General features: G+C 63.5%; 14 protein-coding genes. 7 read left to right on the forward strand and 7 right to left on the reverse strand.

Annotated elements, in window-relative coordinates; translation table 11 throughout:
- Nucleotides 1-101: 101 nt before the first annotated feature.
- From QWZ03_RS14240 to QWZ03_RS14250, 3 genes are all read right to left on the reverse strand, one after another.
- Nucleotides 102-626 (reverse strand): hypothetical protein, encoded by a 525-nt coding sequence (locus QWZ03_RS14240; RefSeq protein ID WP_290333333.1) that lies wholly within the window; start codon nucleotides 624-626, stop codon nucleotides 102-104.
- Nucleotides 627-702: 76 nt separating this feature from the next.
- Nucleotides 703-1,341, reverse strand: a complete 639-nt coding sequence (locus QWZ03_RS14245; protein WP_290333334.1) for a peroxiredoxin — start codon at nucleotides 1,339-1,341, stop codon at nucleotides 703-705.
- Between the two features lie 135 nt (nucleotides 1,342-1,476).
- The gene (locus QWZ03_RS14250; protein WP_290333335.1) at nucleotides 1,477-2,475 is read right to left on the reverse strand and encodes a sulfate ABC transporter substrate-binding protein; all 999 of its coding nucleotides are present in this window, start codon (nucleotides 2,473-2,475) and stop codon (nucleotides 1,477-1,479) included.
- Between the two features lie 292 nt (nucleotides 2,476-2,767).
- On the opposite strand from QWZ03_RS14250, the gene QWZ03_RS14255 reads away from it, so the two are divergent.
- From QWZ03_RS14255 to QWZ03_RS14265, 3 genes are all read left to right on the forward strand, one after another.
- Complete coding sequence (locus tag QWZ03_RS14255) at nucleotides 2,768-3,919, forward strand: efflux RND transporter periplasmic adaptor subunit (protein ID WP_290333336.1); 1,152 nt, start codon at nucleotides 2,768-2,770, stop codon at nucleotides 3,917-3,919.
- 83 nt (nucleotides 3,920-4,002) lie between these two features.
- On the forward strand, nucleotides 4,003-7,089 hold the full coding sequence (locus QWZ03_RS14260; protein WP_290333337.1) for an efflux RND transporter permease subunit: 3,087 nt from the start codon (nucleotides 4,003-4,005) through the stop codon (nucleotides 7,087-7,089).
- Between the two features lie 188 nt (nucleotides 7,090-7,277).
- Nucleotides 7,278-8,492 (forward strand): deoxyribonuclease II family protein, encoded by a 1,215-nt coding sequence (locus tag QWZ03_RS14265; RefSeq protein WP_290333338.1) that lies wholly within the window; start codon nucleotides 7,278-7,280, stop codon nucleotides 8,490-8,492.
- 216 nt (nucleotides 8,493-8,708) lie between these two features.
- On the opposite strand, the gene QWZ03_RS14270 is transcribed toward QWZ03_RS14265, so the two are convergent.
- Both QWZ03_RS14270 and QWZ03_RS14275 read right to left on the reverse strand, forming a co-directional pair.
- The gene (locus QWZ03_RS14270; protein WP_290333339.1) at nucleotides 8,709-10,544 is read right to left on the reverse strand and encodes a S8 family peptidase; all 1,836 of its coding nucleotides are present in this window, start codon (nucleotides 10,542-10,544) and stop codon (nucleotides 8,709-8,711) included.
- A gap of 576 nt (nucleotides 10,545-11,120) precedes the next feature.
- On the reverse strand, nucleotides 11,121-11,474 hold the full coding sequence (locus QWZ03_RS14275) for a 2Fe-2S iron-sulfur cluster-binding protein (protein WP_290333340.1): 354 nt from the start codon (nucleotides 11,472-11,474) through the stop codon (nucleotides 11,121-11,123).
- Nucleotides 11,475-11,578: 104 nt separating this feature from the next.
- Between QWZ03_RS14275 and QWZ03_RS14280 the strand changes: the two genes are divergently transcribed.
- The 3 genes from QWZ03_RS14280 (at nucleotide 11,579) to QWZ03_RS14290 (ending at nucleotide 15,304) form a co-directional block, all read left to right on the forward strand.
- Nucleotides 11,579-13,507 carry a lytic transglycosylase domain-containing protein gene (locus QWZ03_RS14280; protein ID WP_290333342.1) on the forward strand — a complete coding sequence of 643 codons (1,929 nt, stop codon included), beginning with the start codon at nucleotides 11,579-11,581 and terminating at the stop codon, nucleotides 13,505-13,507.
- A 118-nt stretch (nucleotides 13,508-13,625) separates the two neighbouring features.
- Complete coding sequence (locus tag QWZ03_RS14285; RefSeq protein WP_290333343.1) at nucleotides 13,626-14,573, forward strand: complex I NDUFA9 subunit family protein; 948 nt, start codon at nucleotides 13,626-13,628, stop codon at nucleotides 14,571-14,573.
- A gap of 77 nt (nucleotides 14,574-14,650) precedes the next feature.
- On the forward strand, nucleotides 14,651-15,304 hold the full coding sequence (locus tag QWZ03_RS14290) for a glutathione S-transferase family protein (protein ID WP_290333344.1): 654 nt from the start codon (nucleotides 14,651-14,653) through the stop codon (nucleotides 15,302-15,304).
- A 278-nt stretch (nucleotides 15,305-15,582) separates the two neighbouring features.
- On the opposite strand, the gene QWZ03_RS14295 is transcribed toward QWZ03_RS14290, so the two are convergent.
- Nucleotides 15,583-17,397, reverse strand: coding sequence for a monovalent cation:proton antiporter-2 (CPA2) family protein (locus QWZ03_RS14295; protein WP_290333345.1), 1,815 nt, complete (start codon nucleotides 17,395-17,397; stop codon nucleotides 15,583-15,585).
- A 132-nt stretch (nucleotides 17,398-17,529) separates the two neighbouring features.
- Nucleotides 17,530-21,249 carry an EAL domain-containing protein gene (locus QWZ03_RS14300; protein ID WP_290333346.1) on the reverse strand — a complete coding sequence of 1,240 codons (3,720 nt, stop codon included), beginning with the start codon at nucleotides 21,247-21,249 and terminating at the stop codon, nucleotides 17,530-17,532.
- Nucleotides 21,250-21,692: 443 nt separating this feature from the next.
- Between QWZ03_RS14300 and QWZ03_RS14305 the strand changes: the two genes are divergently transcribed.
- Nucleotides 21,693-22,379, forward strand: a complete 687-nt coding sequence (locus QWZ03_RS14305) for a DUF6901 family protein (RefSeq protein ID WP_290333347.1) — start codon at nucleotides 21,693-21,695, stop codon at nucleotides 22,377-22,379.
- The last annotated feature ends 53 nt before the right edge of the window (nucleotides 22,380-22,432 follow it).

The raw sequence follows: 22,432 nt of genomic DNA on the forward strand, positions 1-22,432 counted from the left end.
GCGCCGGGAAAGGGCACATCCAGCCCCTAGGCGCACGAATGCACCGGGGCGGCCGGGAGCCGACATAATGCAACAACCAGCATACGGTAAGGTGGCTTGGATCAGGATAGCCGGGAAAAGTGCAGCGTAAAGCCTTCACCGAGGTAGCCATCCAGCGTAGCCTGGGGCAAATCCGGTGGCAGCTCCAGCACGATGCCGGCGGGCGTCAGATCGAAATGCGACAGCATGCGGGCAAACGTGCGGCCATGCGCCGTCTTGACGTAGTCGAACAGACGAGGGTGTATGGCAATGACCAACGGGTCTCGCCGGCCTGCCACCTTGAAATGATTGAGCGCGTGTATCAGCCGGCACAATCGGTCCAGCTTGAGCAGGCCATCTTCGCCCGCCGCCAGGGTAAACAGCTTGCTGGCCGGAAAAGGTTCGCCATCCGGCCCGCGCACCTGCAAGTCGGCCCGGGCGAGGTGGGCGCCGCCCACCTCGATACGGCTGAAATGGCTGCGCAATTCGCACTTGAAAAAACGCCCCACCACACCGCCTTCGTCCAGCACCAGCGGATAGCCTGCCACCCACTGGGTCGGCAGGCTGCCTATCAAGGCAGCCAGCGTCGCCTGCTGATCAGGGCTCATGATGCCTGCACCCCGGCGGTGATCGGGGCAGCGTGATAGGCGTAGCGTACGAGCGCATGCAGCACGATGGCCTCCCTCAGCGGTTAGGCTGCGGCGTCAGGCGCAGATAGGGCCGCAAGGCGCGGTAGCCCCGTGGAAAGCGGCGCTGTATTTCCTCTGCATCGGTCAGGCTGGGTACGATCACCACATCGTCACCATCCTGCCAGTTGGCCGGGGTGGCAACCTTGTGGTTGTCGGTCAGCTGCAGCGAATCGATCACCCGCAATATCTCGTGGAAATTGCGCCCGGTGCTGGCTGGGTAGGTCAGCGTCAGCCGTATTTTTCGCTCCGGGTCGATCACGAATACCGTGCGCACCGTCAGGTTGGCCAGCGAGTTGGGGTGGATCATGTCGTACAGCGTGGCCACCTTGCGGTCGGCATCGGCCAGGATAGGGAAGTTGAGTTTGACGTCCTGAGTCTCCTCAATATCGCCCACCCAGCGGCTGTGCGATTCCAGGCTGTCCACGCTGACGGCCAGCGCCTTGACATTGCGCTTGGCAAACTCCCCCTTGAGCTTGGCGGTAAAGCCCAGCTCGGTGGTGCAGACCGGGGTAAAGTCGGCCGGGTGCGAGAACAGCAGCACCCAGCTATTGCCGGCCCAGCTATGCAGTGTGATCGGGCCTTCGGTGGATTCCTGGGTAAAGTCGGGGGCGATATCGCCAAGGCGCAGGGTCATCTTTCTCTCCTCTATCAAATATGGGATACAAGCTCAGTTTGCTAGGGCAACGGGGAGGGTGCTGCAGCTAGGCCGGCCGACTGGGCCGCACCATGCCCGGCAGATCATGCGCGCGCTGCCCCTGCCCACCAACTATCACTTGCTATAGATTTGGTCGAACACACCACCATCGCCAAAGTGGGCCTTCTGCACCTTGGCCCAACCGCCAAACACCGCATCGATGGTGAACAGATTGACCTTGGCGAACTTGCTGGCGTACTTGGCTGCCACATTGGCGTCGATGGGGCGGTAATAATTCTGCGCCGCAATCTCCTGTCCCACAGGGGAATACAGATACTCAAGATAGGCCTGCGCCACCTTGGCCGTGCCACGCTTGGCGGCATTCTTGTCCACCACGGCGACAGTCGGCTCAGCCAGGATGGACACCGAAGGCGTGATGATGTCGAACTTGTCCGGCCCCAGCTCCTTCACCGACAGATAGGCCTCGTTCTCCCAGGCGATCAGCACATCACCAATACCCCGTTCGACAAAGGTCACAGTCGAGCCCCGGGCGCCGGTATCAAGCACCTTCACATTCCGGTACAGTTTGCCCACATAGTCCTTGGCGCGGGCCTCGCTGCCGCCCGGCTGCTTCAGCGCCCAGCCCCAGGCGGCCAGGTAGTTCCAGCGCGCACCGCCAGAAGTCTTGGGGTTGGGGGTAATCACCTCCACGCCCGGCTTCACCAGATCGCCCCAGTCACGAATGCCCTTGGGGTTGCCCTTGCGTACCAGGAAAACAATGGTGGAGGTATAGGGGGCACTATTGTGCTTGAGGCGCTTCTGCCAATCGGCCGGCAGCAGCTTGGCCTTGTCGGCAATCTCATCGATATCGCCGGCCAGCGCCAGGGTCACCACATCGGCCTCCAGTCCATCAATCACCGAGCGTGCCTGCTTGCCCGAACCACCATGCGATTGCTTGACGTTGACATCGTCCCCGGTCTTTTTCTTCCAGTCGGCGGCAAAGGCCTTGTTGAAGTCCTGGTACAGCTCGCGGGTCGGATCGTAGGAGACATTGAGCAAATCGATACTGGCGGCCTGCACAGACAAGGGCAGCAGGGCAGTGGCGACAAGGGCGGCGAGGGTCTTGCGGGACATGGTGCGCTCCGGTTGTTCGTTGTGATGTCGCCACTGTACCGAAGACCATAAATTACATTAATGAATTTGAAATTAGATTTTTATTCCATTTGGAAATATTGAAGACTTGTCCGCGCCCCGTACGAACACTGTTTGCAGCTTGAATCCGGATACATGTTTATAAACATCTTCGTCATCGGCCAGCAAGGATGCCGATGCTAAACTCAACAAAGCCTGAACTGAACACACTTGCAGTCTGTTGATAGAGCCATCACTTGGGCCGCCCCACCTTAACCCGTTCCAGAGGAATTCCATGTCACGCCCCATTGTTCCCTGGCTGCTTGGCGGCAGCCTAGTTGCCGTCGTCACCTGGGCTGCCATCAAACCCTCTGGCGGCCAGGCAGACAAAGGAGGCCCCGGCGACAAACCCACCCTGGTCAGCACGGTATTGAGCCAAGCCCAGGATGTACCCTTGCGCTTCGAAGCACAGGGCACGGTCGCCGCCTTGAACAAAGTGGAACTGCGGCCGCAGGTATCCAGCACCATACGCACCATCCATATCCGCGAAGGCCAGGACGTCAAGGCAGGCCAGCTGCTGTTTACCCTGGATAGCCGCGAGGACAACAGCCGGGTCGAGCAGAGCAGTGCCGAGCTGGCCCAGGCGCGTGCACAGCTGCACGAAGCCGAGCGCAACCTGGCCCGGTCCCGCGAGCTGTTGAAACAGCAGTTCATCTCGCAGAGCGCGGTCGACAGCGCCCAGTCCACTGCCGACAGCCTGCGCGCCAGCCTGGCAGCCCGCCAGGCTGCATTGGGTTCGGCCAAGGTGGGGCTCAGCTACCAGAGCATCATCGCCCCGTTTGCCGGTCGGGCCGGCGCCATCGACATCCACCCCGGCTCGCTGGTGCAGCCCGGCATGGCACAGCCCTTGACCAGCGTCACCCAGCTCGACCCCATTGCAGTCAGCTTTACCCTGCCCGAACGGGAGCTGCAGCGGCTGCTGGCCGCACAGCAGGCCGGCCAGTCACCGGCCTATGTCACACTGGATAGCGGCGAGCGCATCCAAGGCAAGCTCAGCTTCATCGACAACAACGTCAATGCCGATAGCGGCACCATCCGCCTCAAGGCGGAGTTTCCCAACGGCAGGCACCAGCTTTGGCCTGGCGCCTTCGCACGGGTGGCGGTGGATCTGGGCATGGAAAAGCAGGCCGTCACCCTGCCCGTCGGCGCCCTGCAGACCGGCCCGCAAGGCCAGTTTGTCTACCTGGTGGCGCCTGACAGTACCGTCAAGCCCCAAGCCATCAAGCTCAGCCGGGTCATTACCCAGGACGGCAAGCAGTATGGCGTGGTCAGTGGCCTGCCCGCTGGCAAGAAGGTCGTGGTGGAAGGCGGCCAGAACCTGCGTCCCGGCGCCGCCATCAGCGAAGGCAAGGCCGGTGGTGAAAAACGTCAGGGCAAACCAGGCTGACCGCCCCTGCGGCAACGCCTACCACACCATGCCCATAGGGCCTGCCTGGCAGCACAGCCCTGATAACGCAGCGTAGAGCCCATATGCATCTCTCAGAAATCTGTATCCGCCGTCCTGTCATGACCACCCTGCTGTCGGTGTCGGTCGTGTTGCTGGGCCTGTTTGCCTACCAGAAGCTGCCGATTGCAGCGCTACCGTCCTACGACACGCCCACCATCAACGTCTCGGCCAACCTGGCCGGGGCCTCGCCCGACACCATGGCGGCCTCGGTGGCGACACCGCTGGAGAAGCAGTTCTCCACCATTGCCGGCCTCAAGCTCATCACCTCCACTTCGCGCCAGGGCTCCACCAACATCACGCTGGAGTTCGACGACGACCGCGATATCGACAAGGCCGCCGTCGATGTGCAGGCGGCCCTGCTGCAAGCACAGCGCAGCTTGCCCGAAGACATGGTGGACCTGCCCTCCTACCGCAAGGTCAATCCTGCCGACCAGCCCATCATTCTGATCAGCATGACCTCGCCGTCCATGCCGCTGTCGGAGCTGAACAACTATGCCGAAAACCTGATCTCGCCCAGCCTGGCCACCATAGCCGGGGTAGCCCAGGTGAACGTGTTTGGCCAGCGCAAGTACGCCGTCCGGGTCAGCATGGATCCCGACAAGCTGGCCGCCCGCGACCTGACCATGGCCGAGGTGGCTGCTGCCTTGCGCGCCGCCAACGCCAATAGCCCGGTCGGCGTGCTGGATGGGCAGCGCCAGCAGCTCATCATCGAAGCTAACAAACAGTTGAGCCGTGCCGAGGACTTCCGCAATCTCATCGTCGCCCTCAAGAACGGCACCCCGGTGCGCCTGGGCGAGCTGGCGCGGGTGGAAGACAGCATCCAGTCCGTGACCTCGGCCGCATATATTAATGGCGAACTCGGGGTGGTCATGGGCGTGCAGCGCCAGCCCAGCGCCAATACCGTGGCCGTGATAGACCGCATACGCGAAGTCATCCCCGGCCTGGTCGAACAGATGCCGGATTCGGTCAAGCTGCAGTTCCGCAATGACCGCTCCACCTCCATCCGCGAGGCCATACACGATGTGAACTTCACCCTGGGCCTGACGGTGGCCCTGGTGGTGCTGGTGATCTTCCTGTTCCTGCGCCGCGCCACCGCCACGCTCATCCCCACCGTCACACTGCCGGTATCGCTGATCTCCACCTTCGCCCTGATGGCCTGGCTGGGGCATTCGCTCAACAATATCTCGCTGCTGGGCATTACCCTGGCGGTGGGCCTGGTGGTGGACGATGCCATCGTGGTGCTGGAAAACATCGTCCGCTATATAGAAGAAGGCATGAAGCCCTTCGACGCCGCCATCAAGGGCGCCCGCGAAGTGGGCTTCACCATCGTCTCCATCTCGCTCTCGCTGGTAGCCGTCTTCATCCCCATCTTCTATATGCCGGGGGTGATAGGCAAACTGTTCCACGAGTTCGCCCTGGTGGTGAGCCTGGCCATCCTGGTCTCGGGCGTGGCCTCGCTGACGCTGATTCCGCTGCTCTGTGCACGCTTTCTCAAGCATGAGGACGAGAGCAAGCCGGCCAATGCCGTCAGCCGCGCCTTCGAGCGCTTCTTCGACGGCCTGCTGGGCGCTTATCGGGACACCCTGGACATCGCCCTGCGCCACCGTCCCTTTGTCCTGGGCGTGGCGGTGGTGACCTTCGGCCTCACTGCCTGGTTCTTCTACACCATACCCAAGGGCTTCTTCCCCGAGGAAGACATCAACCAGATCACTGCCCGCAGCGAGGCCGCGCTGGATACAGCCTATCCGGCCATGCATGCGCTGCAGAAGCAGGCCGAGACCCTGGTGCGGCAGAGCCCCCATGTGGACCAGGTGGTCTCCATCGTCGGCGGCGGCTTCAACAGCAATAACGGCGGCCGCATGTTCATTACCCTCAAGCCCAAGGGACAGCGACCCGACATGCAGACCGTCATTGCCGACCTGCGCAAACGCACCGGCAGTATCGCCGGCCTGCGCATGTTTTTCAGCGCCGACCAGAATCTGCAAATAGGTAGCGTGCAGTCCAACAGCAAGTTCCAGTACGTGCTGCAGAGCGTGCAGTCGGACGAGCTGTACGAATGGTCGGAAAAGCTGCAGAAAGCCCTGCGCGAGGAACCCCTGCTCACCGATATCAGCAGCAATGCCCAGCGCAAGGGGCTGCAGGCCACGCTCAAGATAGACCGCGAGCAGGCCGCACGGCTAGGGGTCAACATGGCCACCCTGCGCGACACCCTGTACGCCGCCTTCGGCGACAGACAGGTCGCCACCATCTATACCTCGGCCGACGACTATGCCGTGATGATGCGGTTTGACGACAGCTATCGTACCGACGAAACCGCCTTCGAGAAGGTCAGGGTACGTGCGAGCACCGGCCAGCTGGTACCGCTGAAAGCCTTTGCCCAGGTCGAGCGCACCATAGGCCCGACCTCGGTCAATCACCGCGGCCAGTTGCAGGCCGTGACCCTGTCCTTCAACCTGGCGCCCGGCGCCACCCTGGGCGAGGCGCTCAAGCGGGTCGAGGCCATCAAGGCGGAGCTGGGCGTGCCCCAGACCGTGCTGACTACCCTGGGCGGTGACGCCGCCACCTTCCAGTCCAGCCAGACCAGCCAGCTGGCCTTGATACTGATTGCACTGGCGGTCATCTATGTACTGCTGGGGGTGCTGTACGAGAGCTATATCCACCCCATCACCATCCTGGCCGGCCTGCCATCGGCCGCGGTAGGCGCGCTGGTCACCCTAAGGCTGTTCAATATGGAACTGACCCTGATCGCAGTGATAGGCATCCTGCTGCTGATAGGCATCGTCAAGAAGAACGCCATCATGATGATCGACTTTGCCATCGAGGCCCGCCACCGGGGCGAGACCGACCCGGTGAAGGCCATACGTGACGCCTGCCTGCTGCGCTTCCGCCCCATCATGATGACCACCCTGGCCGCCATGATGGGTGCCCTGCCCATCGCCGCCGGCCTGGGGGCAGGGGCCGAGCTGCGGCAGCCGCTGGGCCTGGCGGTGGTCGGCGGGCTGGTATTCTCCCAGCTGATCACCCTCTATATCACGCCGGTGCTCTATCTGTTCTTTGATGGCCTGCAGGCGCGCTTCAGTGGCAAGCCGGCAGCGGCGCACCCAGGCTGAGGGTCTGACGACAGGCGCACCTTCCCCCATATGAATGATGGCGTAGCGTCCTCACCCAGCTAAATTGCAGGGATCATGGCGGCGGCGCCAGCAACGGGGGAGTCATGGGCAAGAAGCAGAGCGTTGGCAACAGCGGGCGGCACGCGGGCAGCGTCCGCGCAGGCTGCCGAGCCCACCGGCTGGCACTGATGACACTGGCCGTCTCAGCTATGCTGGCCCATGCAGGGCCTGGCCCTATCCTGGCTGCAGGCCAACCGGTCGATTGGTGGTTCGCCTTCAAGTTCAACGCCCAGACCTTCCCCGGCTGCGGCCAGGCTGCTGCAGCCAATACCTGCGCCTTTGGCGGCACCCTGCAGGCACCGTCGTCGGGCTATAGCCAGCAATATGTCTATGCCAGCAGCGCCAACGCCGAACTGCAACAGGGCAGCAACTGCCTGGGTACGACTCCCACCGACCCGGTAGGTGCAACCTTCGGCCAGGTCTACCAGGGCAGCAGTTATTACGTGGTGTGGAACGACCAGTTCTATTCAGCCCCCGATGTCGCCCACTGCGGCAAGAGCTGCAGTGCGCCGTGGGGGCACTCGAAGGGCCTGCTCGCCTGGGATGACACGGGCAATGGCCTGGTCATGCAGGTCAGCACCCCCTCCTGGCCGGCGGCAGCCAGCCAGGCACGCCCGCGCAGCGGTGATGGCAATACCCTGGGCTGCATCGCCTCGACCGACAACATCATGGTCAGCCAGCATTTCTTTGCCTTGCGCCTGAATCGCGCCGATGTCCGTACCGTCCTGCTGGCCATGCAGACCGCCAGCGTGGTGACCGACCCCACCAATCCGCAGATCGTGCGCAATGGCGGCCCGCAAGAGATTCAGGACCTGGTGTCCCAGTTAGGGACGAAGTCGCAGGCACGTATCGTCACCTCCGTCCCCCTCTCCACCGGCGTGCGCATCATCGCCAAGCCCGCCCGCCTGCAGGTGCCCCCCTGGCAACTGGTATCGACCGAACTACAGAGCGCCGCCCTCAAGGTGGCCAGTTGGTGGGAGGCCGACAAACCCAGCCAGGTCATCCCCAGTACCGATGGGTCCAAGCCGCCCGCCTGCTGGGACAGCAGCCTGGCCCAGCCCGGCCCGGTGGTCAATGTCTTGGCCGGCCAGTGGGGTGGTACACCATTCAGCCTGACCGGCGGGCTGGGCAAAAACCACAATCATGCCAAGCTGGGCATCAGCACCTCGGGCGACCGGCCCTATGCCATATTTGGCGACATGAATCAGGAGGGCACACTTGCCGGCAAATGCGGCGCTTCGCAGAATGGCCGGGGCGGCATGTTCTTCGTGGTAGAGGATGCAGCACTCAACCGCAGCCTGGGCGAGCTGATCGGAGGCGCGGTATCGCCACCCGCCAATTAGCGCCGACCGGGTGCGGATACAGAATATGAAAAGGCCGACACCATGGTGTCGGCCTTTGGTATTGCATGGCAGGATGGCCGGCGCGTACCGGGAGTAAGGCTGCAGCGCTGGTCGGTCAGGAAACCGTCCAGCCCCCTGTGTGCAGCCTTGACCTACGGCCAGCCATCCAACGGGGCCAGAGCTGGCCCCGCTTGCAGTACATCATGCAGTGACCGATTACCAGGTCAGCTTCAGGGTGTACTTGCCGTTGGTGCTGCCGGTGCCGCCAGCGTAGTAGTACACGCGAGCGTAGTAGGTAGCCGAAGCGCTGCCGTTGTTCTTCACCGAAGCGCTATCAACCTTGCCTGCGCCCAATTCGCTGGATGCCACTTGGCTGCCGGCGGAGTTGTACAGGTAGAGGTCATAGTCAGCAGTGGTCGAACCCGGGGTCATGACTGCAGCCAGGGTCTTGCCAGCAGGCAAGGTCACCTTGAAGTAGTCGGTGTCGCTGCTGGAACCCATGTTGCCGCTAACGGTGGTGCCACTGGTGGCCACGCTGTTGGCAGCGGTACGGGTGTTGTTCGACTCGGTTTCGTTCATGGTGGTGCCGCCGCCCGGAGGCTGGGTGGTACCAATGGCAGCCTGCACGGCAGCATAGGCGTCCAGCATGCCGGTGCCGCAACCGCTACAGGTGGCAACGAAAGGACGAGCCGACGACTTCAGCTTGGCCTCCACTTCATCCGGCGTCAGCGTGGGCTTGGCCGCAATCATCAGGGCAGCAACAGCGGCTACGTGCGGGGTAGCCATCGAGGTACCCTGGTAGTAAGCGTAGTTGTCTGCACCTGGCGTGGTGCTGCCAGCGTTCAGGGTCGACAGGATGCCGTTGGCGTCACCGCTGCTTTGGTCACCGCCAGGAGCAGCGATATCCACCAGGGTGCCGTAGTTGGAGTAGTAAGCGCGAGCACCAGTCTTGCCATAGGCAGCCACTGCCACCACGCCCGAGCAGTTGGCCGGGCTGGAGTTGCTGACGTTCTGGTTCTCGTTACCGGCAGCCACGATCACCACGGCGCCATTGGCGCGTGCGGCGTTGATAGCGTTCTGGCTGGTGGTATCACACGCACCGCCGCCGCCCAGGGACAGGTTCAGCACCCGTGCCTTGTTCGGGTTGGTGGGCAGGCCGCTGACGGTGCCGCCTGCTGCCCAGATCATGGCATCGGCGATGTCCGAGGTATAGCCACCGCACTGGCCCAGAACGCGCATCGGCAAGATCTTGGCATTAGGGGCAATACCGGCAACGCCAGCGCCATTATTGGTCACGGCAGCAATGGTGCCGGCAACGTGGGTGCCGTGCCAGCTGGAGCCGTAGGCGGGGTCGCCTTGCTGGCACTGGTTGGCGGCAGTGTAATCACCGGTATCCTTGGCATCGCTGTCGCGGCCATTACCATCGTTGGAGACGGCGGTATCGTTGATCATGTCGTAGCCGCCCACCACATTGGCAGCCAGGTCGACGTGAGGACGATAGCCGGTATCGATCACGGCCACATTGACGCCGCTACCGGTGGACAGATCCCAGGCGTTCAGCACATTGATGCCGACCGAGCTGGTCTGCAGGGCCCACATATCAGCCCAGCGGCTGTCGTTAGGCGCAGCAGCCATGGCCGTCATCACGCGGTCAGCTTCAGCGTATTCGATATTGGCATCGGCCTTGGCCATTTGCTCGGCCAGGGCGGCGACTTCCTTCACCTTCATGCGCTTGTCCAGCTTCCAGACCTGGGTACCCAGACCACCGGAGCGCAGGAAAGTCACGTTGCCGCCGAAACGGGCGGCCACGGCTTGCAGACGGCTTTGGCGCTCGGCCTGGATGCCGGCCTGCAGCGACGCAGCGCTTGGGCCAGCCAGTTGAGCCGCGCTCAGACCGGTAGCCTTGTACTTCAGGATGATGCGATTCGTCATGTCGATGGTGTTCGACTTGGACGAACCCGAACCCGCTACCGCCGTGCCAGCCAACATGGCCAACGCGAGGGCGACACCGCCTTGCTTGAACAACGGTGCCCACTCAGTGTTTCTTCTCATTGCTTATTGCTCCGTTTGCACTGCTACTTCGCGCCGTGGCTCCGCCGACGCTGGATGTAAACCACCGACCCTCCCCCATGGATGTGGGGCAGAGACGTGGAGCCTGGGGGGTGTTCGGTCGGCCAGCGTCAGGCTGGCAAGGGCGAGTCGGCCGCAGCATGGCGGCGCACGGCAATAGCGTGGCAACCCGGCGATAGCGCCAGGGCAGGGGGAAGCGCAACAGCGCTCGCAAACCAGGACATGCCTAACCCTCCGACAGCAGGAAGAAGCAGAAAACACTCTCCCCACCGTGACGAAAACGGTGAGCCGGGCAACGGCCCGGCGGCGTGTTGTTCAGTTACTGGAATTGCATTGGGGAAGCCTGACTGTCGCCATCGAGCTTGTGGCCCGGATGTGACTGTCTTCAACCCGCGCAGCGGCGAGAACTCACGCGGCGGGTAAAACCGGTCTATGTGCCGGTTGGTGTGGAATGCAATCTAAGCGACATCGTGCCGTACCAACAATTTTTTGTAGTTGCGCTGTTTGCAAACTGCAACACATGACAGTGCAGAACCGCGCCAATCAAGGCACTGCCGCTTACCAGTCCACTTTAAGCAAACCGGGTGGCAGTACCACATGGCAGGCCAGCCTGGGCAGCGCTGGCGTATCGGCCAAAAATGTTGCAGCGCACTGCTCTGCGGTCAACAGACCCTGGCGCGCCAGCACATTGCGCTCTTTGCCAGACATCACGACCAAGGCATCCTTTTGTACCGGATAGACCGTCAGATGAACCAGACACGCACCGCAAGTGCCACGGCCACACCTCCAGTACAGTGGCAGACAGCCGTCACGGGCCAGATCGCGCACCGTATCGATCAGCAGACTACCTGTCTCGGCCTCGGTCTCCAGCGGCACGGCCATGCCGCCACCTTGCAATATCAACTTGGTCATAGGCTTAATGGAATGACAGTCGGTGCCGCTATGCAAGTTTTGCCTGATAACCCTTGCTACAGCTTGTGTTACAGTCGATTCAACCTTGCCCGAATGCCCGCCTTATGAAGCCTGCCCTGCCCGCCCTGCTGCTTAGCCTTGCCACCCTGTTCAGCCACGCCGCCCTGCCCGACGACATGAGTGCAGCGCGCGACGCAGCACGCACCGGGCGCCTGACCCAGGTGGCCGACCTGACCGAGCGTATCGACGGCACGCCGCTGGAGATGTACCCCCGCTACTGGTTGCTCAATGCCCAGATCGACGATGTGGCCGATAACGAGGTGACCGACTACCTGGAGCGCTACCAAGGCAGCCTGCTGGCCGACAGGCTCAGGGGCGACTGGCTTAAGAGTCTGGGCAAGCGCGGCAACTGGGCGGTTTTCGCACGCGAGTGGCCCAAGCTGCTGCAATGGGAACCCGCCAGCGAGCTGCATTGCTATCGCCTGCAACTGGCCATGCAGCAAGGCGACATGGCCACCGTGCTGCGCGAGGGCAAGCCACTGTGGTTCAACGCCAAGGGCCTGGCCGACGCCTGTGCCCCGGTATTCGACCAGCTGTTCAAGCTGGGCTACCTGAACAATGAATCTGCCTGGGCACGCATACGGCTGGCCTTCGATGCCAACAACCCCGAATTCGCCATCCAGCTGCTGCCCAGGCTGGACAACCCCGCCGGCATGGACGCCCGTACCGTACGTGCCATTGCCGCCAAGCCCGACAAGGCGGCCACCCTGCTGGCGCTCAACAGCCGTGGCGGCCGCGAACTGGCCCTGTTCGCCGTCGATCGCCTGGCGCGCAGTGCGCCTGATGCCGGCGTGTCCCTGCTGGGCAAGCTGAGCGAACGCCTGCCGGAAGCCGACCGCCGCCATGCCTGGAGCCAGATTGCCTACCAAGCGGCCCGCAAGCTCGATGACAGGGCGCTGGAGTGGTTTGCACGTGGCGCCTCCCCGGCCCAGCTCGATAGCGAAGGGCGCGAGTGGTATGTGCGCAGCGCGCTGCGCCAAGGCGACTGGGCCAGCGTCGCGCTGGTGATCGACGCCATGCCTGCCGAGCAGCAGCGCGACCCCGCCTGGCGCTACTGGCGCGCCCGTGCCTACCAGCAAGCCGGCAACAGCGTAGAAGCCAACCGCCGCTACGCCGAACTGATGGCGGAACACCATTTCTACGGTCTGCTGGCACGTGACGAGATCGGCCCGGTGGTTGATGTCACCGTCGGCCGCTACAAGCCCAATGCCGAAGAACTGCAAGCCATACGAAAGCTGCCCGGGGTGCAGCGCGCCCTGCTGCTCAATGACATGGACTGGCGGCTGGATGCCTTGCGCGAATGGAACTGGACCATGCGCGGGCTCAGCGACAGACAGCTGCTGGCCGCCGCCGAGGTCGCCCGCCAGGCACAGTGGTACGACCGCGCCATCTATTCAGCGGAACGCACGCGTGAAATCCACGACTTCAGCCTGCGCTTCCTGGCTCCCTACCGCGATGTCACCCAGAGCTATGCCCGCGAGCTGGAACTGGACGATGCCTGGGTCTATGGCCTGATACGGCAGGAGAGCCGGTTTGTCACCGTGGCCCGCTCACATGTGGGGGCGCAGGGCTTGATGCAGCTGATGCCGGCCACGGCGCGCTGGGTGGCAAAGAAGGTCGGCGTCAGCTACAGCCCGGTGGCCGTCAATGAGATAGGCACCAATGTGCAGCTGGGCACCTTCTACCTCAAGCACGTGCTGGAAAGCCTGGGCAATCAGCCTGTGCTGGCCACCGCCGCCTATAACGCCGGCCCAGGCCGCGCCCGCGTATGGCGCGCCAACCGCGCACTGGAGGGCGCCATCTACGCCGAGAGCATCCCCTTTAGCGAAACACGCGACTACGTCAAGAAGGTGATGAGCAACGCCATCTATTACTCGCAGGCTTTTGGCCGGGGCGAAACCTCGCTGAAGAAACGCCTGGGCGTCATTCCGCCCAAGGGCGGCGTGGACGTGTCGCTGGGCGATACCCCCTAACCAGCCGCCGCCCCCGCCTGGCGGATCATCCAGGCAGGGGCGCAGCCGACGGGTGCCAAGCTGGCCTCTCCATGCAAAACCGGCTAGAACAATACATACCCTCTCGCTGGAGCCCGCCATGCCCGTCCCTCGCAATGCCCGCCTGCTGGTCATAGGTGGCACCGGCTTTGTCGGCACCTCACTGGCCGAGCGGCTTGCCGCCCGTGGTCACACCGTCACCCTGCCCACCCGCGACCGCGAGAAAGTCCGGCAGAACCTCATCCCACTACCCGGCGTCGAGGTAGTGAACGCCAATGTCCACGATGCTGCCACCCTGGCGACACTGATGCCCGGCCACGCTGCCGTCATCAACCTGGTCGGCATACTGCACGGCTCGCCCGAGCGCTTTCGTCACGCCCATGTGGCACTCAGCGACAAGATCATGTCGGCCATGGCCACAGCCGGCATCAAGCGCTATCTGCATATGAGCGCGCTGGGCGCCGACCCGGCCGGGCCGTCGCACTACCAGCAGAGCAAGGGCGAGGCGGAGACCCACATACGCGCCAGCGGGCTGGACTGGACGATATTCCGCCCCTCCCTGATCTTTGGCCCGGGCACCTGCTTTGTCAGCCTGTTTGCCGATCTGCTCAAGCTGGCACCCTGCCTGCCCATGGGCGGCGCCCAAGCCCGCATGCAGCCCGTCTGGGTGGAGGATGTCAGCCGTGCCTTTGTGGCAGCGCTGACGGACGATGCCCTGATAGGCCAGTCGCTCAATCTGGTCGGCCCCAAGGTCTACACCATGGCAGAGCTGGTCCGCCTGATCGGGCGGGCCGCTGGCACACCCAGGCCCGTCCTGAGCTTGCCTGACGGCCTGGCACGCCTGCAGGCCAGCTTGCTGGGCCTGTTGCCCAACCCGCCCTTGAGCACCGACAACCTCGATTCACTCAAGGTCGATAGCGTCGATCCTGCCGGCTTCCCCGCCCACTTGGGTTGGCAGGCCACGGCGCTGGAAGCCATCCTGCCGCTATTGCTGACACAAGGCCGCCCGCGTGATCGCTATCTGCAGCTGAGGCGGCAGCACCGCTAGGGCAACGCTGCCACTGGCTAGCGCTGGCCCATATCACCACCACACCCGCTGCCGCCTGTCTTCCAAGGAATCATCCCATGCAACTGGTCATCGGCAACAAGGCTTACTCCTCCTGGTCCCTGCGACCCTGGCTCTTGCTCAAGCAGGCCGGCATTCCGTTCGAGGAGATCGTGATACCGCTGCAGCAGGCCGGCAGCCACGAAGCCATATTGCGCTACGCGCCGACCGGCAAGGTGCCCTGCCTGCTGGATGGCCCGATACAGGTTTGGGAATCGCTGGCCATCTGCGAGTACCTGGCAGAACGCTTTCCGGAGCAGCCATTCTGGCCCAGCAACCCAGCCCAAAGGGCCGAGGCCCGCTCGCTGGCGGCAGAGATGCACGCCGGCTTTGCCGCCCTGCGCCAGCACTACCCCATGAATGTACGCCGCCAGGTACCGCCCAGCGCGCGTCCACCCGAGGTGGAACGCGACATCACCCGCTTCGCTGCACTGATCGAAAGCCTGCGCAGCCGCCATGCCGCTGCCGGCCCTTTCCTGATGGGCGAGTTCGGCATACTGGATGCCATGTACGCCCCGGTGGCCACCCGCTGCCACACCTACTCCATCGCCCTGCCCGCCCGCACCCAGGCCTGGGTAGACCATATCCTGGCCCTGCCCGCCATGCGGGAATGGTATGCCGCCGCAGCGGCAGAGCCGTGGGTGATAGAGGCCAGCGAACCTAAGAGCCTGTGAGGAACACTTGTCGAGCCTATCATGGGCTGAAGGCATTGCTGGGGGTAACGCCTGAGCAGGCGCCAGGGGAAGCCCTGGCGCTAAACGTCAGCGAAGCCTGAACCTATAGGCTCTCCCCTTGATTGAATCCACCCCCCCCCCGCCCGCGCCGCCGCGCGGGAGCCTCGCTGACGCTCGTTATCTCGCTGAATGAGCTTCAGCGCCTGTGATCAACGCAGGTCATGGATGGGCGGTGGCGGTTGCAGCAGGCGCCAGTGCAGCCCCCGCACAAGCCCCCTTCATGCCCCCCAACTGCGCATATCCTCGATGTCGGGTGCACCAGGGGTGCTGGGGGCATCGTTCTCCCCATCGGATTCAAACAGGCCTTCCAGCTCCTGGGCGGCATCGCGGGCGGTCTGCATCAGCTGGGTTTCGTCGTGGTGCACCGCGTATTGCTTGTCCAGCAGGGCCTCGTCATGGGCACGGAATGCCGCCAAGGTGCTGGCCGCGCCTACCGATGAAACACCCAGCCCCTGCAGCACCCCGCCGGCCATTTCCAGGCTAGCGGCAAAGGTCTCGCGGGTCGCCACCGTCACGCCCAGATCGCGCAGGCGATAGTAGTGGAAACGATTGCGCGCACGGGCGTAGATCTTGAGGTGCGGGAAATGCTCGCGCACGGTTTCCGCCGTGCGCAATGAGGCTTCTACGTCGTCTATGGCCAGCACGAACAACTCGGCATCGGCAGCGCCCGCCGCCCGCAGCACATCCAGCCGCGAGGCGTCGCCGTAATGGATGCGGTTGCCAAAGCGGCGGACGAAATCCACCTGCTCAAAGCTGTGTTCCAGTACGGTGGCCGGTATCTTGCGCATGCGCAGCACCCGCGCCACGATCTGGCCAAACCGGCCAAAGCCGGCAATGATGACCCTATGCTGGTCCGACTTGATCTGATCGAACTCACGCACCGTCTGCTCGTCCAGCCGTGGCGCAATCCAGCGTTCATGCAGCAGCACCACAAACGGCGTCATGGCCATGGAAAGCGTCACCACCATGGCCAGCAGGTCCGCCGTCGCCTTGTCCATCAGATGCTGCCCCACAGCCAGGGTCAGCAGCACAAAGGCAAATTCGCCGCCCTGCGCCAGGTAGACCGCAAACCGGCGCTGGGTACGGCCCTCCATGCCAGCCATCCGTCCTATCAGCAACAGCACGGCCGCCTTGACCAGAATCAGGCCTAAGGCCAGGCCCAGCAACAGCAGCGGCTGCGCCAGCAGCAGGCCCAGATTGGCCGCCATGCCCACCGCCACGAAGAACAGGCCCAGCAGCACGCCCTTGAACGGCTCGATATTGGCCTCCAGCTCATGCCGGTACTCGGAATCAGCCAGCAGCACCCCAGCCAGGAAAGCGCCCAACGAGAGACTGAGTCCCGCCGCCTCCATACCCCAGGCCGTCGCCATGACGATCAGCAGCGTAGCCATCACGAACAGCTCATGGCTATTGGCCTTGGCCACCTTGCGCAACAAGGTGCGCAGCACGAAGCGCCCCCCCAGCACCACACCGGCCACGGCGGCCAGCGACACCCAAGCCGGCGGCCTGCTGGCGGTCGATGCCAGCGGCGACAGCAGGGGCAAAATGGCCAGCAAGGGGATGACCGCCAGATCCTGGAACAGCAGCACGGCGAAGCCGTCACGCCCGTGGCGGGTGGTGAGCTGGTTCTTCTCTGCCAGCATCTGCAGCACAAAGGCGGTGGAGGACAGCGAAAGCGCCAGGCCCGCCACGATCGCCGCCAGCCAGGGCAAGCCCAGCAGCCAGGCTAGCAGGGCCAGCAACAAGGAGGTCAGCAGCACCTGGGCGCCGCCCAGGCCAAACACCGCCCGGCGTAGTACCCATAGCCGCGAGGGCTGCAGTTCCAGCCCGATGATGAACAGCAGCAGCACCACGCCGAACTCGGTGGTATGCAGTATGGCGTCAGGCTGGGCGATCAGCCCCAGGCCCCAGGGGCCGATGGCCACCCCTGCGGCCAGGTAGCCCAAGACCGAGGCCAGGCCCAGGCGCTTGAGCAAGGGCACCGCCACCACGGCGGAAGCGAGCAGGACAACACCTTGCGAGAGCAGCGACATGGGCAGACAGTTCTGTTGAATGGACAGGGGTGGATAATCGCACGCCTGGCCCACACCGCAACAGACCCAAGGGACTTCCAAAAAGGTATATACGCCAGGCAAGCACGCCAGCAGCAACAGGACAGCCGGCGTTCAGCGCAGCTCAGCACTGGGGCGATAGCGGTTGAACGCGTCCCGGATATGCTCGCGCAGTTGCTCATCCTCCCAAGGCTTGGTCAGAAAACGGAAGACAGCGCCGCGATTGACGGATTCGGTCACCACCTGCAGGTCAGAGTAGCCCGACAGGATGATGCGCACGGTGTCGGGATACATCTCCTTCACGATGCTGAGAAACTCCGCCCCCGACATATTGGGCATGCGCTGGTCGGAAATAATCACCTGCACCCGGTTGACCGCCAGCATCTCCAGGCCCTCGGCGCCGCTATTGGCCGTCAGCACCCGGTAGCCTTCGTTGCGCAGCATGCGCTTGAGTGCCAGCAAGATGCTGACCTCGTCGTCCACCAGCAGCACGGTACGCGACTCACCTTCAGGCCGCCGCACTGGCGCCAGTTGCCTACGCTCACGCAGTAGGGCGACAAAGTCATCTGCCGGCAAGGGCGGGCTGAAGTAATAACCCTGTATCTCGTCGCAGCGTTGCTCCCGCAGGTAGTTGAGCTGACCCTCCGTTTCCACCCCCTCGGCCACCACCTTGAGCTTGAGCTGATGCGCCATGGCAATGACTGCCGTGGCAATGGCGGCATCGCCCGGGTTGACCGTGATATCGGTGACAAAGGTCCGGTCTATCTTGACCAGATCGAATGGAAAGCGCTTGAGATAGGCCAGGGACGAATAGCCGGTGCCAAAATCATCGAGCCCCAGCTTGATGCCCTTGCGGCGCAAGGCCTGCAGGGTATGCACGGTGTCATCCGGATTGCGCATGACCACCGATTCGGTCAGTTCCAGCTCCAGGTACTGCGCTTCCAGCCCCGCATCGGCCAGGGCTGCCAGGATAGTCTCCTGCAACTGGCTTTTATGGAACTGCACGGCCGACAGGTTGACGGCAATCGGCACCAGCTCGCAATACGCCTGTGCCCAGCTGGCCTGCTGGCGGCACACCTCCCGCAGCACCCAGTCACCGATGGGGACTATCAGCCCACTCTCTTCAGCCAGCGGAATAAAGCTGGCCGGCGGCACCAGCCCCAGCTCGGGGTGCTGCCAGCGTATCAAGGCCTCCGCCCCCACTATATGGCCAGACTGCAGGCAGACTCGCGGCTGGTAATGCAATACAAACTGGTGGTCGTCCAGGGCCGATTTCAGCGCCGCCTCCAGCGTCAGCTTCTGGGCGATGCTGGAGCTGATTTCAGGCGAATAGTAGGAGTGTGGCTCCGCCAACCGCTTGGCCTGCTTCAGGGCCATCTCAGCCCTGGAGAACAGGGTTTCCGCGTCAGCGGCATCGTCGGGAAAAAAGGCGATACCGGCCCGTGGCGACAGGAACACACTACCCGATGGCACGGTAAACGGCTGCTCCAGCGGCCCGAAGATACGCCGCCGCAGGATAGAGGTAGCATCGGCCTCGCGCGCGAGCTCGCCGACGGCAACGGCAAAGGTATCGGCCGAGACCCGCGCGATGCTGCAGGGCTCCGCCACCGACGCCATCAGGCGCTCCCCCACCGCCTGCAGCAGGCCATCACCGATATGTCGGCCCAAGGTATCGTTAAGCTGCCGGAAGTGCGCCAGGTCGACCATGATCACCACCACCCGCACCTCGCTGTGGCGGGCGTTCTGCAGCATCTGCACCAGCCGGTCGTGGAACAGGGTACGGTTGGGCAGGCCGGTCAGCGCATCGTAATAGGCCAGTTGATGAAGCTTTTCGCCTTGCTCTATGTATTGCAGGGCAAATGACACATCCCCTGCCAGCTCATTGAGCAGCCGCATCTGCTCGTCGTCGAAGTAATCGGCGTCATGGGCATACAGGCTCAGTATGCCCACCGGGGCCCCGCCCACCCGCAATGGCATGGCCACGGCCGAGCGAAAGGCATTGAGCAGGGAGGGATCGGTCAGGCTACCGTCGGCATAGCGCCGCAGCCAGTCGTGGTAGATCGTGGTGTGGCCAGTGCGCATGGCCTCGCTGAGGGTCTGCCGTGGGCCCTCGGCATCCAGCGCACGGTGCAGTTGCTCCAGCAGCGCCGGGCTGGCCCCCTTGCTGGCGGCAGGCCGGATAGCCAGCGTGCTCTGGTCGCGCAGCCCTATCCAGGCCGCACCGAACCGTCCCACTTCCACCAGGATACGGCAAGTCTCGTCAAACAAGGCTTGGCGCTGGTGCACCCGCACGATGGTGGAATTGATGGCTGACAGCACCGCATACAGCCGGTTCAGCCGGGTTATCCTGTCCTGCTGAGTCTTCAGCTCGGTAATGTCCTCGGCGATGCCGGCCACCCGCTGCAGCACGCCCTGCCCATCCACTATGGGAAAACCCCGTGCCCGTATCCAGCGCACGGAGTCATCGGGCCGGACGATGCGGTACTCCTCGTCAAATCGCCCGCTGCTGGTCATGCGCGCCAAGATCACCCCTATCCTGGCGTGATCATCAGGGTGTATGGCCCTACCCCAGGATTGCGGATCGGCATACAGGCTGTCGCAGCTTTGCTGCCACACCGCCTCATAGGCCGGGCTGATGTAATAGATCTCGGTGTTGTCGGGGTTGCTGAGAAAAAAAATTTCGTTGATGTTCTCCGCCAACTGCTTAAAGCGTTGGTCGGTCTCCTGCAAGCGGGATTCGGCAGCCTGGCGCTGGCTAATCTCCCGCTCCAGCGAACCGGCGTAGTGCTGGACACGCTCATACAGCACCAGGTTCTCGTAGGCCAGCACCAGCTGGGCCGCCAGCGTCACCGCAAGGTGTTCATCATCGGCATTGAAGTCCGCTCGTCCTTGCGGCTCGGCCACATACATCCAGCCGTGTATGGTGGTCAAGGAGCGCAAGGGCACGCCCAGCAGGGCATGGACAGGGGGGTGCCCTGAGGGCAGGGCTCCAGTGGGATGCGGTGTGCCTGCATGCCAGCACTGCGCCTGCTCGGATGCCAGCACCTGGTACAGCAGACTGCCCGCCACCGGTACCGCTGCCAACGCGGCCAGCAGTGGCGGCGGCAGGCCACAGCCACGTACATGCCAAGCCCCATGCCGGTCGCTCAAGCCCACGGCCGCATAACGCGCGCCCAGTATGGCCTGGCAAGCCGTGACAAAGATGGCCTGCATGGCATCCACATCCCGCTCGGATGCCAGCCTCAATCCCAGCTCGATCACCGCGGCACGCTGCGCTGCAAGTCGCTCCAGCCCCACAGCCGACAGCGATGCCGCCGCCTGCAGCGCCAGCCACGCCGGCTTGCGAAACTCGGCATCGTGGGGCGTAGCGTCAGATGCCACGTGGCCAGGAGAATTGCCATCAACGGGTGCTTGCAAGGCGGCGGCGACAGGCTGCGATCCAGCCGGGCGGTCAGGGGTATGCCGGCTGCCCAGTGCAGTCTGTACTACAGCCAGCAGATGCGACGATTCATAGGGTTTTTTCAGCAGCAGCAAATGCCCATGGCGCCGGCACAACTGCCGGGCCTCCGCCGCCTGCGCTGCATCGGCGCAGACCAGAACCGGCGTAGCAGCGCCTGCCACATCGCCCAGCATCACACTGACCAGCTCAGCGATATCGGCAGCCAGGCAGTTCATGTCCGCCACCACCATATCGGCAGTCAGGGCCCTGTCCCGCACCTGGGCCATCACCTCCGCCACCGACGCCACCTGCACCCTGTAGCCGGCCTTCCGCAGCAGGGCTGCCAGCAGGTCACGCTGGTACAGAAGGTCATTGATGACCAGTAGGGTTGCCATGCTCTCCTCCTCGGCGCCCCATCATGGCAGATGTGGAGCACGACAACGGCAAGGCTATCTGTATCGACAGCTTGTTCGGGTAAGCGGGAAGACCACCATCTGCGATGTCGTCTACTGGCCCGCCCGGCGCTGGGCGCATGCAATGCAGCAAGTTGCAGCGCCTTTCCTGATGGATAGCAGCCCCGACTGTCACCCCGCCTCCCCCATTTGGGTGAGCGCGGCAAAAAGCACATCCCATCGGTGACAAAAGCCTGCCCCACACCCTGGGTGCCATGCCTTTGTCCTGCTCATACCCTAAAAACCTGCATCCCAACTCGCCTACGGCTAGCTGCATCAAACCGGGCCTGTGTCGGATTGGACACAGCCGGCAGCTTTGCCTATACCACGTTGGCAAACCATACCAGGTGCGGCATCAGCCTGAAGGGAACTACCAGAAAGGCCCCATGGGGAACATCACCTACCTCCTGCGCTACGACGATGGTCGGCAACAGCAGTTTATGGTCGACGCCACCGCCACCCCACCCGACGGCACGAATGCCGGCTGGATGGACTTGTCGTTCCACCGCTGCCGCCATTGCCCCCTGGATGAGGCAGAGGTCCCGCAATGCCCTCTGGCGGTGCGCCTGAGCCATCTGGTCAGCACCACCAGCCTGCAATGCTCGCACGAGGAACTGCAGGCTACCGTAACCATGGCGGCACGCACCGTCAGCCTGCGCACCACGGCACAGCGCGCCCTGAGCTCATTGATGGGCTTGCTGACCGCGACCAGCGGCTGCCCCCATACTGGATTTCTGGCCCCCATGGCCAGCTTCCATCTGCCCTTTGCCACCGAACGCGAAACCCTCTACCGGGTCGCCTCCATGTATCTGCTGGGCCAATACCTGCGGCAGTCTCAAGGACAAACGCCGGACTGGCGTCTGCAAGGCCTGCGGCAGGCCTACCAGCAGCTGCACATCATGAATCGCGACTTCGCCGAGCGCTTGCGTGCCGCCACCCAGGACGATGCGGCCGTCAACAGCCTGGTGCTGCTGGACATCATGACCCGCTACGTGCCGGATTTCATCGACGAATCGCTGAACGAATTCGCTAGCGAATTCGCCGCTTACGGCGTACAGCCCGCTGACACTTAGGGCCTGTCGAAGCCCAGGCCACCGCAGAGGCAATAAAAAACCCCGCCAGGGCG

The organism is Chitinimonas viridis (assembly GCF_030409555.1).
Lineage (GTDB): Bacteria > Pseudomonadota > Gammaproteobacteria > Burkholderiales > Chitinimonadaceae > Chitinimonas > Chitinimonas viridis.

Coding starts and splice junctions, on each gene's coding strand:
- QWZ03_RS14240 (WP_290333333.1), bottom strand. CDS start 626: ATGAGCCCTGATCAGCAGGCGACGCTGGCTGCCTTGATAGGCAGCCTG.
- QWZ03_RS14245 (WP_290333334.1), bottom strand. CDS start 1,341: ATGACCCTGCGCCTTGGCGATATCGCCCCCGACTTTACCCAGGAATCC.
- QWZ03_RS14250 (WP_290333335.1), bottom strand. CDS start 2,475: ATGTCCCGCAAGACCCTCGCCGCCCTTGTCGCCACTGCCCTGCTGCCC.
- QWZ03_RS14255 (WP_290333336.1), top strand. CDS start 2,768: ATGTCACGCCCCATTGTTCCCTGGCTGCTTGGCGGCAGCCTAGTTGCC.
- QWZ03_RS14260 (WP_290333337.1), top strand. CDS start 4,003: ATGCATCTCTCAGAAATCTGTATCCGCCGTCCTGTCATGACCACCCTG.
- QWZ03_RS14265 (WP_290333338.1), top strand. CDS start 7,278: ATGACACTGGCCGTCTCAGCTATGCTGGCCCATGCAGGGCCTGGCCCT.
- QWZ03_RS14270 (WP_290333339.1), bottom strand. CDS start 10,544: ATGAGAAGAAACACTGAGTGGGCACCGTTGTTCAAGCAAGGCGGTGTC.
- QWZ03_RS14275 (WP_290333340.1), bottom strand. CDS start 11,474: ATGACCAAGTTGATATTGCAAGGTGGCGGCATGGCCGTGCCGCTGGAG.
- QWZ03_RS14280 (WP_290333342.1), top strand. CDS start 11,579: ATGAAGCCTGCCCTGCCCGCCCTGCTGCTTAGCCTTGCCACCCTGTTC.
- QWZ03_RS14285 (WP_290333343.1), top strand. CDS start 13,626: ATGCCCGTCCCTCGCAATGCCCGCCTGCTGGTCATAGGTGGCACCGGC.
- QWZ03_RS14290 (WP_290333344.1), top strand. CDS start 14,651: ATGCAACTGGTCATCGGCAACAAGGCTTACTCCTCCTGGTCCCTGCGA.
- QWZ03_RS14295 (WP_290333345.1), bottom strand. CDS start 17,397: ATGTCGCTGCTCTCGCAAGGTGTTGTCCTGCTCGCTTCCGCCGTGGTG.
- QWZ03_RS14300 (WP_290333346.1), bottom strand. CDS start 21,249: ATGGCAACCCTACTGGTCATCAATGACCTTCTGTACCAGCGTGACCTG.
- QWZ03_RS14305 (WP_290333347.1), top strand. CDS start 21,693: ATGGGGAACATCACCTACCTCCTGCGCTACGACGATGGTCGGCAACAG.